11 protein-coding genes are annotated in these 14,562 nt (G+C 45.0%); 7 read left to right on the top strand and 4 right to left on the bottom strand.

Features of this window, described 5'->3' with window-relative positions:
- Positions 1-34 precede the first annotated feature (34 nt).
- Entirely contained in the window at positions 35-1,201 is a 1,167-nt protein-coding gene (locus ACLSSO_RS09140) for an acyl-CoA dehydrogenase (RefSeq protein ID WP_413944743.1), read from the bottom strand.
- 313 nt (positions 1,202-1,514) lie between these two features.
- Here ACLSSO_RS09140 and ACLSSO_RS09145 point away from each other — a divergent pair, with 313 nt between their 5' ends.
- The 7 genes from ACLSSO_RS09145 to ACLSSO_RS09175 are packed head-to-tail and all read left to right on the top strand — an operon-like array spanning position 1,515 to position 7,791.
- Positions 1,515-2,177, top strand: a complete 663-nt coding sequence (locus tag ACLSSO_RS09145; RefSeq protein WP_295899195.1) for a site-2 protease family protein — start codon at positions 1,515-1,517, stop codon at positions 2,175-2,177.
- Positions 2,174-3,196: a tryptophan--tRNA ligase gene (trpS, locus tag ACLSSO_RS09150; RefSeq protein WP_413944744.1), complete on the top strand. Its 1,023-nt coding sequence runs from the start codon at positions 2,174-2,176 to the stop codon at positions 3,194-3,196. Before ACLSSO_RS09145 ends, trpS begins: the two co-directional genes overlap by 4 nt.
- Before the next feature lie 16 nt (positions 3,197-3,212).
- Complete coding sequence (locus ACLSSO_RS09155; RefSeq protein ID WP_413944745.1) at positions 3,213-4,259, top strand: segregation and condensation protein A; 1,047 nt, start codon at positions 3,213-3,215, stop codon at positions 4,257-4,259.
- A gap of 8 nt (positions 4,260-4,267) precedes the next feature.
- A complete protein-coding gene (gene scpB, locus ACLSSO_RS09160; RefSeq protein ID WP_413944746.1) occupies positions 4,268-5,803 on the top strand; it encodes an SMC-Scp complex subunit ScpB in 1,536 nt (511 codons plus the stop codon).
- Positions 5,778-6,338: a hypothetical protein gene (locus tag ACLSSO_RS09165; protein ID WP_295899203.1), complete on the top strand. Its 561-nt coding sequence runs from the start codon at positions 5,778-5,780 to the stop codon at positions 6,336-6,338. The genes scpB and ACLSSO_RS09165 overlap by 26 nt, the downstream gene beginning before the upstream one ends.
- The gene (locus ACLSSO_RS09170) at positions 6,335-7,249 is read left to right on the top strand and encodes an HTTM domain-containing protein (protein ID WP_295899206.1); all 915 of its coding nucleotides are present in this window, start codon (positions 6,335-6,337) and stop codon (positions 7,247-7,249) included. The genes ACLSSO_RS09165 and ACLSSO_RS09170 overlap by 4 nt, the downstream gene beginning before the upstream one ends.
- A 53-nt stretch (positions 7,250-7,302) precedes the next feature.
- Positions 7,303-7,791, top strand: coding sequence for a hypothetical protein (locus ACLSSO_RS09175; RefSeq protein WP_295899209.1), 489 nt, complete (start codon positions 7,303-7,305; stop codon positions 7,789-7,791).
- 21 nt (positions 7,792-7,812) lie between these two features.
- On the opposite strand, the gene ACLSSO_RS09180 is transcribed toward ACLSSO_RS09175, so the two are convergent.
- The 3 genes from ACLSSO_RS09180 to ACLSSO_RS09190 all read right to left on the bottom strand — a co-directional run bounded on the left by ACLSSO_RS09180 (position 7,813) and on the right by ACLSSO_RS09190 (position 14,467).
- A complete protein-coding gene (locus ACLSSO_RS09180; RefSeq protein WP_413944747.1) occupies positions 7,813-12,372 on the bottom strand; it encodes a tail fiber domain-containing protein in 4,560 nt (1,519 codons plus the stop codon).
- Between the two features lie 127 nt (positions 12,373-12,499).
- On the bottom strand, positions 12,500-13,420 hold the full coding sequence (locus ACLSSO_RS09185; protein ID WP_413944748.1) for a hypothetical protein: 921 nt from the start codon (positions 13,418-13,420) through the stop codon (positions 12,500-12,502).
- Between the two features lie 48 nt (positions 13,421-13,468).
- Positions 13,469-14,467: a ribonucleotide-diphosphate reductase subunit beta gene (locus ACLSSO_RS09190; protein ID WP_340591670.1), complete on the bottom strand. Its 999-nt coding sequence runs from the start codon at positions 14,465-14,467 to the stop codon at positions 13,469-13,471.
- Between the last annotated feature and the right edge of the window lie 95 nt (positions 14,468-14,562).

Below are 14,562 nucleotides of genomic sequence, written 5' to 3' on the forward strand. Positions count from 1 at the left end.
AAAAAGGCCTCCGTGGGAGGCCTTTTCGTAAGAACTACTTATCGAGTTCCATTTTCGCAATTGTTTGCAATTGCATGTTTGTCGTACCTTCGTAGATCTGACCGATCTTAGCGTCGCGCCAGAATTTTTCTACTGGGTATTCTTTAGTGAATCCGTTACCGCCGAACAAGTCGATCGCTTTAGAAGTGATCTTTTCAGCAGCGCGAGAAGCGTAAAGTTTCGCCATCGCCGCAGCTTCGATGAAGTCTTGGCCAGCGTCTTTAAGACGAGCGGCATTGTAAACCATCAAACGAGCCGCTTCTAATTCCGTGCGCATTTCTGCCAATTGGAATTGAACGCCTTGGAAGTGAGCGATTGGTTTTCCGAATTGCTCACGGCCTTTAACGTAGCCAAGTGCTGCTTCGTAAGCGCCTTGAGCGATACCGATCATTTGTGCGCCGATACCGATACGACCTTCGTTCAAAGTTTCGATCGCAATTTTATAACCTTTACCCACTTCGCCTAGAACGTTGGCTTTAGGCACTTCGCAGTTTTCAAAAAGAAGTTCGCAAGTAGAAGAAGCGCGGATACCCAACTTATCTTCTTTCTTACCTACTTTGAAACCTGGGAATGATTTTTCAACTACGAATGCTGTGATACCTTTGTAGCCTTTACCGTGGTCGATGTTGGCGAACACGATAAACACATTGGCTTCTTTACCGTTTGTGATCCAAAGTTTTGAACCGTTCAAAACCCATTTATCACCTTTATCTTCTGCTTTAAGTTTCAATGCGAAAGCATCAGAGCCAGAAGAGGATTCAGAAAGAGCGTAAGCGCCCACCCATTCAGTGGCCATTTTGCCCAAGTATTTTTCTTTTTGAGCTTCTGTTCCCCATTTAAGGAACGCGTTTGTCGTCAAAGTGTTTTGAACGTCAACAAGAACGGAAACGGAACCGTCAACGCGACCGATTTCTTCAACAGCCAAGCAAGCCATTGTGAAAGTCGAACCCGCTCCACCGTATTTTTCTGGAGTCTCGATACCCATCAAGCCCATTTCGAAAAGTTTCTTAACGATAGCAGGATCCATCTCTGCTTTTTCGTCCATGTGTGTCACATGAGGTTTGATTTCAGATTCAGCGAAAGCTCTTACAGCATCACGAAAAGCGGCTTCGTCTTCGGATAGCATTGTTAGAGCTGGACGTGCATTAGTTACGTCAGACATGATTTTTTCCCTTCGATCGGGGAGTTTTTAAATCAACGTTTACCTAAACCCTCTGCTCAAACAGTCCTCGCGGACGCGCCCGTGGGGCTGCTGCTGCGGAACTCACGACGGGCTTAGATAAACGTTGATTTAAAAACTCCCAGTCTTGTTAAAATAATTGCGATGAAAGTATATGGTTCAAAGAATTTATTCAAGGTCTTGGAAAGACGAGAGCTTTTCTCTTAACAAGCTGTGTTACACTGTTTGCACTTTATATAAGCAAGTGATTCGACATGCTAGACAAGAGTCTAGGCGTGCTTTAGCGTGAGGTGATATGGATTTCGTCGAGATTGGCGCCAAGATTGGCATTTATTTTATTCCGTTTCTTTTTGCACTCTGTTTCCATGAGTACGCTCACGGTTGGGTGGCGCGTCGTCGCGGTGACAACACGGCGGAGGTGATGGGACGTCTGACGATGAACCCTCTCGCGCACATGGATATGATCGGAACATTGATTCTTCCGATCGTTTCTATCGTTTTGGCAACACCGATCTTTTTTGGTTGGGCAAAACCAGTTCCGGTCAATACCCGCAATTTAAAAAATCCAAGAGTGGATATGTTTTGGATCGCGCTCGCGGGTCCTCTTTCAAATATTCTTTTGGCGATTATCGGTTCGATTTTGATCGCGGTTGTAGCGAAATATTTTATCGCTCTTAGTTATGCAGGCGGTCTGATTGAAATCCTTAAGACATTTATCATCACGAATTTGTTCTTAGCGGTTTTCAATATCTTGCCTCTTCATCCTTTGGATGGCGGAAAAGTTTTGGCGCGTTTTTTACCGGCACAGCTCAACTACAAATTAGAACAGAACGAACACATCACAAGCATGATTTTGATGGCTCTGGTTTTAACAGGAGCTTTGCGCGTTCTCGCGGTCCCAGTAATCTGGGGTTATAACAATCTTGTGACCTTGGCTTTGGGAGGCTTTGGAATATGAGTTCTGAAGCTAACGGAGTCGTTCAAGCCCCTGCAAAAAAATTAAGAGTTATGTCCGGAATGCGCGTCACAGGACGCTTGCATATCGGTCACTACTGGGGTGCTCTGCAAAACTGGGTGAAGCTTCAAGATGAGTATGAATGCTTCTTTGGGGCGATGGACTGGCATGGGATGACCACGGCCTACAAATCACCGAAAGAAATTGCTCCGTGGACGCGCGAGATGATTGCCGAATTCCTGGCGTGGGGAGTAGATCCAGAAAAAGTGACTTTGTTTATTCAAAGCCGCATTCCTGAGCATATTGAACTTTTCATGATCTTCGCAAATCTCACTCCAATGGGTTGGCTTGAACGTGTGAACACGTGGAAAGACGCCGTTGAAGAAATGAAGGCGAATGACACGCACAACTTGGGTCGCTTCGCGTATCCGGTTTTGCAAGCCGCCGATATCGCGATTTACCGTGCGCACAAAGTTCCGGTGGGAGCCGATCAGATTTCTCACTTGGAAATTTCTCGTGAGATCGTTCGTCGCTTTAACAATTTATATAAAGCAAAACTTCCGGAGATGAGTCATCTCCTCACGGAAATTCCTCTGGTTCCTGGGCTTGACGGCAGAAAGATGTCGAAGTCTTATGGCAACACTTTGTATCTCACAGAGGATTCTGAAAAAGATCTGAAGAAAAAAGTAAATATGATGGTCACTGATCCAGCCCGCGTTCGTCGTGAGGATGTCGGTGAGCCAACAAAATGTTCTGTCTATGGCTATCACAAACTGTATTCTTCTGCAGAAGATCTACAGTGGGTGGAGGCTGGATGTCGCTCCGCAGGAATCGGTTGTGGGGACTGCAAAGGACGTTTGGCGGCGAATATCGAAAAGATTTCGTTAGAGCCTCGAGAAAAGAAAAAAGAGTTGTTGAATAATCCAGGTCGCCTTGATTCAATCATCGACGCTGGATGCGACAAAGCGCGCAAGGAAGCCCAAAAAACTTTGGAAATCGTGCGCTCAAGTATGAAATGGTAAGAGGGGACCATCTTTCATGAGTATTACAGTTCAGTTGCCTAAATTTGAAGGACCTCTGGGGCTTCTTCTTTACCTTATCCGTAAAGAAGAAATGGATATCATGGATATTAAAGTTCATGAGATCACCAAGCAGTACCTTGAATACATCAAGTTGATGAAAGAATTGGATCTGGAAGTAGCTGGCGAGTTTGTCGCTATGGCTTCGACATTGATTCAAATCAAATCCCGCATGCTTCTTCCTCAGTACGATGAAAACGGGGAAGTGATCGAGCAAGAAGATCCGCGCAAAGAACTTGTGCAAAAACTTCTTGAGTATCAAAAATATCAAGAAGCTTCAAAACTCCTTTATGACCGTCCTTTGGTGGGTCGTGATGTGTGGCTTCGCGGAACTCGCGAATCTTTGGATCAAAAAGAAGAAGAAATTATTCTTGAAGAGAACGCTTTGTTCTCTTTGATTTCGACATACAGAAAAATGCTTCGCTCGGTGAAAAAGAAAATTCACCAAGTGGCAGCGAAAGCTCAATCTATCTCTAGTCGTGTTCTGGAGATCAAAGATCGTTTGATCGTAGGTCAAAAAGTCACATTGATGGAACTTGTGAATGCGACGGAAGATCGCGCGCGCCAAGCTCTGATCACGTTCTTGTCTTTGCTTGAACTTGGTAAAATGGGTTTTGTCAGCCTTTATCAGTCTGAAGTTTATTCAGACATCTGGATTGATACAAAAAAGCCGATTGAAACAGACGTCTTGTCTCGCGTGGAAGAATACGACTCCATGAGAGCCGACGAAGTGGCTGCCAAGATGATGGAAGAATCCAAGAAGATTGATCCAACAGAAGATCTTCTGGCGGATGCGGCGGACGCCGGCAGAGCGGAGGGCCAGGGGCCCGAAGCTGAAGCAGAATTTGAATTCGCAGAATCTCCGCAAATGTCCATGAACCTCGATTTTGTCGAAGGGGACGGACAAGAGGTTTCTCTTGAAGAAGCCAGCCAAGACATCGCAAGCGATGAAGAAATCTTGGCGATGGAAAATGAATTATTTAAAGATGATGTTTCAGAAGTTTAGAGGAAATCATGGCTAGAAAACGCAAAAAAAACGAAGAAGTTCAGTCCGAAGTTGAAGTTCTAGCGGCGGAAGCCGGCAGAGCGGAATCGTCGAATGACGGTGTAACTGAAGTAGAAACCGACTTTGAAGCCTCTGAAGAATCTTCTGAAGAGATGTCCTCTGAATTAGACGGTATTGAATCCGACGCCTCTGTCTTTCTTCAAGAGGAAGAAGAGTCGGAAGGTTTCCTGCCTGAAGCAAGCGAGGAAGACGTTGAAGAAATGGAAATGTCTTCTGAAGACGAAGTGTCTGTGGAAGGCACGGAGCTTGATAATTTTGATTCTGCAGAAATTGAAGAAATTGAATTCGTTGAAGAAGAGCGCCTTGAAAGTATCGTTGAGAGCGTTCTTTTTGCCAGTGATCGTCCTGTAAGCTTGGCGTCTTTGAAACTTCTTTTCAAAGGTACAAACATTAAAGGCGATAAAATCCGCAGAGCTCTTGACCAATTGGCGGTGGAATACGCGGGTGGACGCCGTGGTGTGACTTTGGAAGAAGTTCCAGGTGGCTATCAATTGCGCACGAAAATCGACAATATGGATTTCCTCAAGCGCACATTGAAAACTCGTCAGTTCAAACTTTCAGGTCCTGCTTTGGAAGTTCTTTCTATCGTGGCTTACAAACAACCGACTGTGAAAGCCGAAGTGGATGAAATCCGCGGTGTGGAATCAGGTCACTTGTTGCGTGCGTTGATGGAAAAGAACTTGGTTTCTTTCGAAGGAAAATCAGAGCTTCCAGGTCGTCCAATGCAATACGGTACGACTAAAAAGTTCCTAGAGATCTTTGGTTTAAGAAGTTTGAAAGAGCTTCCAACGTTGTCACAAATCGACGAACTTCTTCCAGAAGGTATCGACGAACAACAAGCCGAAGAAAAACCGACTTTGGCAACAATCACAGATTCAATGTCAGAAACTTTCGTAGGTTCTTACTCTCAAGGAGAAGAAGAGCTTATGAAGATTCAAGAACAGCTTGAAGATATCGCTACAACGACAAATTTCTTTGAAGAAGAAAAACGTCGTCAAGCTGAGAAGCGCGATCAAGACCGTGCGCAAACCATCCGTGATGCATTGGCCTTCGGTGAGCCGGTGTCGACTCGCGATGCAAACTGGTTGAAAAAATATGACGAAGCTTTGGCGGCAGGAACATCTCTTGTTGCGATTGCGGCCGAGAAAAAAGCGGCCTTCATGAAAAAACCAATGTCAGAAACTGACGGTTCCGTTGAAGAAGGTTCTTTAGAGGAATCTGAAATGATGATGGACGAAGTTTCTGAAGAAAATTCTATGGAAGAAATGGAATCCATGGAAATGGCTGAATCCGAAGAAGGGGACGAAGAATCTTCTGAAGAAATGATGGAAGCTGTTGAAGCTTTCGAAAACGATGAAGATTTGGATGAGGCTTCTGACGATCAACTTTTCGCAGATAGCGATGACGAGTCTTCTGAAGACGAAGAATTGCCGTTCCTAGGCGAAGCGGATGATATTGATGAAGAAGGCGAAGCCTCTGTTTAAGGCTCTGCTGAGCCTGTGGATAGTTTATAATATATTGACCATGTTGGTGATGCCCAATGTAGCTGCCTACTTTGGGCGGGTCACATCCCGATTCCTCACTCCGTATGCCAATACAGTGGGGCTCAACGCGAGCTGGAACTTTTTTTCTCCGGATCCGGCTCACACCATGTACATTCGCTACACCATTCGTTATCTCGATGCTGAAGGCAACGAGACCAAAGAATCTGTTGAAGGTTATTTTCCAAAAGAAAAAAACAAAGGCATTCCCGAGATGTCTCGTAAAAGAGAACTCTATGCCATGCGCTTTATGGTTATCGATCCAAAGCGTTTGCGTTTATTCTTAGGTCCCTGGCTTTGTAAGCAATATCCAGGTTCTACTTCCATTGAAATGGAGCACGTGATTGAAACCGTGCCACCGTTGGATCAAGTGGTGACGCTGAAAGATGAATCTCTTAAAGATCTATCTCAAGAACTTCAGTACATTCGCGAATTCTATTCTTGCGCCGGTGCCGAGAACGACGAGGTGGCGCTATGATAAAAAAGCTTTGGTCGACTTGGGATCAGTTCTGGTTTGCTCCGCAAAATCTTTTAGGTCTGGCATTTATGCGCGTTCTGCTCTGTGGAACGATGTTTTATATGTATGCCGTTCGTTTGATGAATCTGGACTATTATAACGACAATGGTTGGATGCCTCGCTCGATGGCTTTGGAGGCTTTGCCGGAGCTGTATCGTCCGTTATTTTTGTGGAGCTTTTGGCCGGATTCTTTAAATCTGGTGATGCATGTTCTTTTGGTCGTGCTTTTGCTTCTTTTAACTGTGGGCATCGGCGGCCGTTGGATTATGTGGATCGCCTGGATCATTGATATGGGCTTTATTCAGCGAAATTATTCGGTGAATTTTGGTGCGGATATTATCGCGGCCTTGTTTTTGTTCTATATGTCTTTTTCACAGTCATGCGAGCGTTTGAGTGTTTTAAATCTTCTTCGTAAGAAAACGGATTTTAAGTTTTCAGACACGTTGAGCTCCGTGATGATTCGCATGATGCAGGTGCAGATCTGTGTGATTTACGCATACACTGGTTGGGAAAAACTCAAAGGGGGAAGCTGGTGGGATGGCACCGCTCTTTGGAGTGTAATGGCGAACCCACAAATGACCACCATGGATTTTTCTTTCTTAAGAAGCGTTCCTTGGAGCATTCCAGTTATTGCTTATTTAACCATTATTTTTGAAATCTATTTCCCGGCGATGGTCGCTTGGCCTAAAACGCGCAACTTGTGGTTGTTATTAGGATTGTTCTTCCATGCGGGGATCGGGATCTTTATGGGGCTAGGACCTTTTGCGACGACGATGGTGTCGACGTATTTCCTGTTCTTAAACCCTCTCATTTTGGAACGTTTCGGCAGCAACTGGGGATGGTTGAAGCGTCTCAAAACTAGACCTTCTTAAAAACTCGTTTAGCTCTGCGGCTCCCTCATTTATTCTATAAGGGTGGGGGATCTATGAAATCTTCAGCGTTTAAACTTGCAGGAATCTCAAGTCTTCTTGTGTTGTTATCGGCGTGTCAGCCGATCAACGGCAATTCGCTTTTGACGGATCAAAAAGACGATCCTTCTGCCAACGCTTTAGATAAAGCTCCGAAGTCTGAAGAACTTTATTTGAAAGTTTTTAATCCCACCATTCAAGCCACAGGTTTAGATCGTGTTGAAGTCTCCGGTGAATGTTATCTTTCAACTTATCCGAAACATTCCATCATCGTTTTAAGATCTGGAGTGCAACTCAATGACTTCGTTGTAGATATCAATCCTACAACGGCAAATAACACCAATAGTGCTAGCTGTAAAAACGGCCGCTTTAATTTGGCTTTGAACACGGGACAATTGGCAGCGGGTGTGCACTCCCTTCGCTTTATCTTGCAAGCCTGGGATGCGAACAACTCCCTTGTGACGAACGACGCTCAAGGCGCTAGTAACGTAACTCTTTCTAAATAAGAGTTACGTTTTTTCTTTTTATTATTTCTTACAGATTTTAGCTTTTGGATTCACTTCGCAGATGGCCTCGCGAAGTTCTGCATTTTCTTTCTTTAAAGACGCAATCTCACGACTTTGTTTTTCCACCATGGTTTGTAACTTCGCAATTTGTGAGTCATTCAATCTGCAAATACCCGCAAGCTCTTTTGTCGATTCAATCAAAGGACCAATCAGCTTCGTGTAAGCGACAGACTTATATCCCTGACTGTCTGTTTTCACAGCTTCAGGGAATTGCGCTTCAACTTCTTGAGCGATGACTCCCATGTCCTTATCTTTCGGTAGATTCAGCTCAGGTCGCACATCCTGGCGCCAGTCAAAGGTGACACCACGAAGTTTCATAATTTTTTCTAAAGCTTGCGGAACGACCTCGACATGATTCTTCAGGCGTTTGTCAGAAAGGTTTTGATAAGCACTTGTACCGCCGGCGGTTCCATTCACCCATAAATTCAGACTGCTCGGGTTTGTGGAGGCATTGATAGCGACAAGACCACCCGCAGAGACAGTAAAGGCATTGGCCGAGGCCGTCGTAGGACCCGGGCGAATCCAATATTGAGAACCGTCAACGCCAACGTAAAATTTCTGACCTGTATCGCCTTCCTCGTATCCCATATAAGGAGCGGCAGAATTGTACAAAGATAAAGGAGCGAAGGCAGGGTTGGCGCCGCCCTTATTGAAAGTAACCCAACCATTTGTGTTGATATGAAAACGAGTTGCAGGGGCTGTTCCATCCCAAATAAAAAAGTCTTTTGTTCCATTCACCATCGAGTCTTGTCCGACTTCAAAGTCACCAAACAACATTGAGGCCCGTTGATCCGAGACTGTTCCAGTGGGAATAATATTGAGAAGACGACTTCCGGAAGTAGAGTTTGCCAGAGTTAAAAGATTTCCTGGATTGTTCGTGCCGATGCCGACTTTACCGTCGTTTGTGATGCGCATACGTTGTTGAGAAGTCGTCGTGCCATTCGGCGTTGTATAGAAGGTGATATAATCACCTAAAGCCGTTGGTGATTGATTCTCGGAAGCCCAGATGACCATGCCTGGATTGGCATTATTAGTAATTCCGTTTTTCCCAAGAAACTGTGCAAGTAAATCGCCTGCCAGCGGGTGAGTCGGAGCTGCAATAGTTCCGCGAGTTCGCGTTCCGATAAAAGAACCACCGGAGTTAACAGACGCAGACGTTGAGGATTTGGCCCAGTAAGCAGCGTCTCCACCTTCATAGCTTGTGTTGACGGTTCCACCAATTTGTAAATTAATGTTTTGAGTTGCAGCCCAAGTGCCCTGTTGATCTGAAGCAATACCGATACGAAGAGCGCTGTCGGAAGCATTCGTTGCCGGGCCGATACCCCAGTAATTAGAACTTGTCCAGTTACCGACGTACTGCGCTTGTCCGGCGCTGCTTAAATAAGAACCGACGTAAATACCGAACTTGCTGGCCTGGGATCCATTCGGACCGACTTGCAAAAGATTGTTCGGGGAGCTCGCACCAATACCAAGTCTTCCTGTGCCGCCGTCCAATCGCATGCGTTCACTCACACTCGTACTACCGGAACTGATCGTGCTAAAAATTAAGTTTGTTCCTGATGTACCAGCGGTCCAGTTTTCAGAAGCTTGCGCGTAGATCTGTGCGCCTGTGGAATAACTGGATCCGCTTCTTAAGCCTTGGAAAAGGATTTGTCCAAGGTTGTCGCCGCTTGCAATGGCCGACGTGGAAATACTGCTTCCGCGAGCACTTTCAAAAATCAGATCTCCGCCGCCAGAAAAAGTTCCCGTGTAGTTCTTAATCATAATTCCAGGGGAGCGTGAAGCGGTGGAGGAATTGTTTAAAATCGTCAAGCCCCCAGAGCCATCTGCTTGGGAAATCGTGAGTAAATCAACAGGGACCACGGTTCCCATACCTACTTTTCCGGTAGTATCAATTGTGACCGCTATGGCATTGTTCGTCTTTAGTGATAGCGAGTTTGCATCGTTGGTTCCTAAAGTTGCTGCTCCACCAAAAGAGTTTCCACCATTGGTAAAAAATCCAGCAGCCGTAAACGTTTGGCATCCGGGAACACCGCTTGCATTAAATGTGATAGTTTGTCCCACGCCACAAGTAAATGGAGTGTAAGCAGAACCTGTTCCATCTGAAGCAATCAGACGATTGGCTGTGATCGAGGTTGCACCTGTACCACCTTTTGTAACCGGAACAGCGGACGGGAAGCTTGCGGGGTCAGCGCTGATAGTTCCCGAAGACACCGCGATACCTGAACCTACTTGCACAACTCCTTTCGCAGAAGTCGTAGCATCGTTCACTGAAATTGCGGGCGTTGTGGTTCCTGTCGCGACAACAATCGGAAGAGTGCCCGTGACATTTGTTACGGTTCCCGTTGTTGGAGTGATCCACTTAAGACCACTGGTTTGCGTGGAATCAGCAGAAAGAACCTGGCCATTTGTTCCGACGGTTAGGCTCACATCATTTGTTCCATCATTTGAGATCAACGCGCCTTTAGTTGAAATCGGAGAAAGCGCATTAAAGGCTGCGATCGCTGTGTTTCCACCTGTGCCACCATTGGCAATCGGTAAAACACCTGTGACATCAGAAGTAAGATTAATTGCAGCACTATTGCTAGCAGCCGTTACACGACCTTGGGCATCGACAGTGATATTAGCACGTGTATAAGAACCGGCAGTGACACCTGAATTCGGAAGACTTAATGTTACACTTCCAGAAGATCCACCACCAGTAAGTCCTGTTCCGGCTGTGACTCCCGTGATCGTGCCACCAGATCCGGTAGCAGAGGCCATCACGGACCAAGCGCCAGAGTTGTATTGATAAATTTTATTTGTGTCTGTCGCAAAATAAAGAGAACCCGCGGCAGGTGAGGCCGGTTTACTTGCATCAAGTCCTGTTTGCACCGAAGGGGTTCCTCCGGCATTCGTGACAAGTGAATCCGTAATACCGTAACCGGAAAGGGTCGTCGGTTTTCCCGTTGTGATTTTTGACCAATCTAAATTCGGAATATTTGCAACGGGAACAGTTCCACTTAGATCGCTGGCCGTTAAAGCAGAGTTCACAAATGCCGTTCCATTGTGTCTTAAGTACTGTCCTGTCGATGGAGTCGTAATCGTTAAAGTCGTTCCTTGAAGTTTAGCCACAGTGGCCGCTGCAGAATTAGGACCTGTTGCGGTAACGTCTCCAGTAAGTGCTGTGATGTAGTTACCAGCAGCTTGTTTGTTATTAAACGTATTCCAATCCGTTGAACTCAAATATCCATTGGTGGAAGTCGTGGCTTGAGAAATTGAAATCGTTGGCGTGGTCGCTCCCGAAGTTACACTGATAGGAGCCGTCCCGCTGACATTAGTCACGGTTCCACCGCCATTGTTATCGGCAGCAGGGGACCACTTCGCTCCATCATACTTAAGAACTTGTCCTGTGGTCGGTATTGTTGAATCAACTGCAACGCCTTTGATTTTATTTACACTCACAGCGCCAATGCTTCCGCTCACGTCACCGGCAACAGAAACATTGATGGGCTGACAAAGAAATTTTCCGGCGACCGAACTCCAATAAGGAGTTTCATAATCAGCACAGTTTGCACCGGCTACGGCTGTATTAAAGGCTGTCGTCGTAAGGTATCCACTTAAAGTTGTTGAAAGATTGGTAACATCCGAAATCGCAATCGCAGAGTTTACCCACTGAGCGCTAGAGTATTTTAAAAACTGTCCATTGGCGGGAACGGCAATATTCAAATCCGTCCCTTGAATTTTTACAACAGATGGATTGGGATAAGCGCCGCTTAAATCACCACCAGCTATTCCCGTCGGAGTGCGGGCATCTGTAAAGCGGGAATCATTTCCGGCAGCCACGGTGTTTGCAGAAGTTCCTACGTTCAAAGTCAGTTGGGGAGTCGACGTGTTATTGATAATTGTTAAATAAGCATTTGTAGAAGTGACATTCGTTACAGTCCCACCGCTGGCGCCACTGACGGCATCACAGCTAAAGCTCGTTCCATCCCAGGATAAAAAAGTTCCAGATACGCAAGTGGGAAGAATTGTTTTCGCAACGAAATCATTTTCAGTTTTAGTTCCCAATTTTTCTGCAGCTAAAGAAAAGGCGGCGTAAGGAACGGAGCGGATTTCACTGGAGGGAGAAATCGCTTTCCAGCCCACACCATCGTGAAACTGCACTTTTAAAAGACGAATGTCTCCTTGTGTAGGAGTGTAAGTCGCTCCGCCATCACAGTTTTGCACCTTGGAGTTATTAAAAGAATCTAGAAGTGTATAAAGAGGATTGGATGGGTAAAGTTTTGTGCCGGAACCAATAGGTACATCAAACACACCACCGGAATTCATCATGTTCACAGTGTTTCTTTGCTCGCGATACAAAACGCAGTTTCCGTTGGGATTTGTGATTTCAAACAGGAAACTAACGTTATTGTATTCTAACGGAGTTCCGTCTGATTTTAAAATTCGTCCTTGATAGGTTAAAGAATTCGGTGAGGCAAAGACCTTCAATGACAAAAATAGAAGAAGAGCAAAGACATGATACGTTCCGTTTCTCATACCTATCTTATCGGTTTTTTAACAGGGTTTTGTGAGCTTCGCGGGTCTAGAATACGACAATCGTTGTTACTGGAGATTCCATATCTCATTTTGAGACACAAGGATTAAGGAATTGTGAGGTCTGTTGCTAGAGAATAAAGTTGAACTCATGTTTGAGTTTGTTTTTGGCGTCCTGATCCTTGCCTTCAAGAATTAAAGTGTCTTTAAGTTGCAGATCACGAATAAAAGTGGCGCGACGTTGAAGAGGAATTTCATTCCCCGTCACTGTCGAGAATGCCGAATTAAACGGTGTTTTTAATAAAAACTTTTCCTGATATTCCGGTGTTGTCAGAGTATCCAAAACTTCCAAAACTAATTTCTTCTGGTTGGAGTTGGCTGGAATCGCGGCTCCCCACATCAGAAGAGCTGAAAGCTGCGGAAAGGAATTTCCCTTAAACTCTTGAGTTAAAGAGGCTTCCATTGCGCCTTCTTTAGGAAGTTCTCTGGTAAGTTGATCTAGTTGCAAAGTCAGAATTTTCTTTTGCGCCACTTGATCCCAAAGACCTTGTTCTTTCCACACTTGAAAGTGCTTCAACAAAAGATCTTCATCGGCGAGTAAAAATAAAATCGGTTCTTTTTTGTTTTTAAGAAAGTCGGGGAAAGTTTCCTCTTGAGGAATTTTAATTCCTGTTTTCATCCAATAAAACGGCAGAAAATAAAATCCTTCTTGAGCTTTCCCGGTAAAATCAGAAGCCACTCTCTGTAAAAGTTCTTTGCGAGGACCTGAAATATCGGAGAGCAGATTTTGATGAACTAATGTGTTAGCCCAAAAGGAGGGAAGAAAGATCAAATCCGCAGAGGGACTGGCAACCGTATTAGCTAAAATTCCATCCCAATCACGAGTGATGGTGACTGAAAACTTCACATGAAGTTCGTCCTCTAGTTTTTCACGAAGTTCTTCAGGAAAAAAGATTTCATCCGTGGTCAGGACTTGGATTTTAGTTGGACTGATAAAGTAGCTTCTAGAAAGACCTTGGGGCAGAACTCCGTGAAGAAATCCTACCCCCATGCAAATTAAAAAGAAAAAAAACCAGAATATGAAGTTTTTCAATGGCGCTTAGAAAGTCTCGTCGAAAGCAACCGCACCGCTGATACCAGTTTGATAAGCGGAAACACGTCTTTCAAAGAAGTTAGCAAGTTCTTGCATATCTTGAAGCTCCATGAACGCAAATGGATTTTTCACATTGTAGCGTGGAGCAATATTCAAGCTCTCAAGGCGTTGGTCTGCGCAATACTCAAGGTATTGGCGCATGTCTTTTGGAGACAAGCCTGCCACACCCAATTGAAGAACGTCATTCGCAAACTCCATCTCACACTCGATAGCGTCTTCAAGCATTTGCGTAACCATGTCTTCCATTTGAGAATTGAAAAGATCTGGTTCTTCACGGCGAGCCGTTTTGATCACTTCAATCGCAAAAGCCATGTGCATAGATTCGTCACGGAAAACCCAGTTTGTTCCAGACGCCAATCCTGCCAAAAGACCTTTTGAGCGTAAGAAGTACACGTAAGCAAATGCCGCATAGAAGAACAAACCTTCCACGCAAGTTGCAAAGCAGATCAAGTTCATCAAGAAACGACGACGATCTTCTTTTGTGTTTAGAACTTCAAGTTCGTTGATGGAATCAATCCATTTAAAGCAGAAATCCGCTTTCTTTTTGATGGAAGGAATGTTTTCAACGGCAGCGAAAGCTTCCGCTCTTTCGTCTGGATTTGGAATATAGTTATCCAAAAGAGTCAGATAGAATTGAACGTGCAAAGCTTCTTCGTAAAGCTGACGAGACAAGTACATACGACCTTCTGGAGAATTCACATGCTTGTAAAGGTTCAATACAAGATTGTTCCCAACAATAGAGTCACCTGTTGCAAAGAATGCAACCAAGCGAGAGATCAAATGTTTCTCTGCCGGAGTCATTTTTGAGTGAAGGTCAACAAGGTCTGTAGAGAAGTCAACTTCGTCTACGGTCCATGTGTTCTTGATACCGTTTTTGTACATTTCGTAAAAAACAGGGTATTTCATTGGGCGCAAAGTTAAGTTAAAGCCTGGATCTAGAATCATAACGTACTCCATGTATGTGTGCTCCTAAAAGGAGCTGGTTCAGCCTGCGCGCCTAAGGCGCTTCGGCACTCCGCGGCCGGAGCCGCAGATTCAGT

This window comes from Bdellovibrio sp. HCB-162 (assembly GCF_047344985.1).
Lineage (GTDB): Bacteria > Bdellovibrionota > Bdellovibrionia > Bdellovibrionales > Bdellovibrionaceae > Bdellovibrio.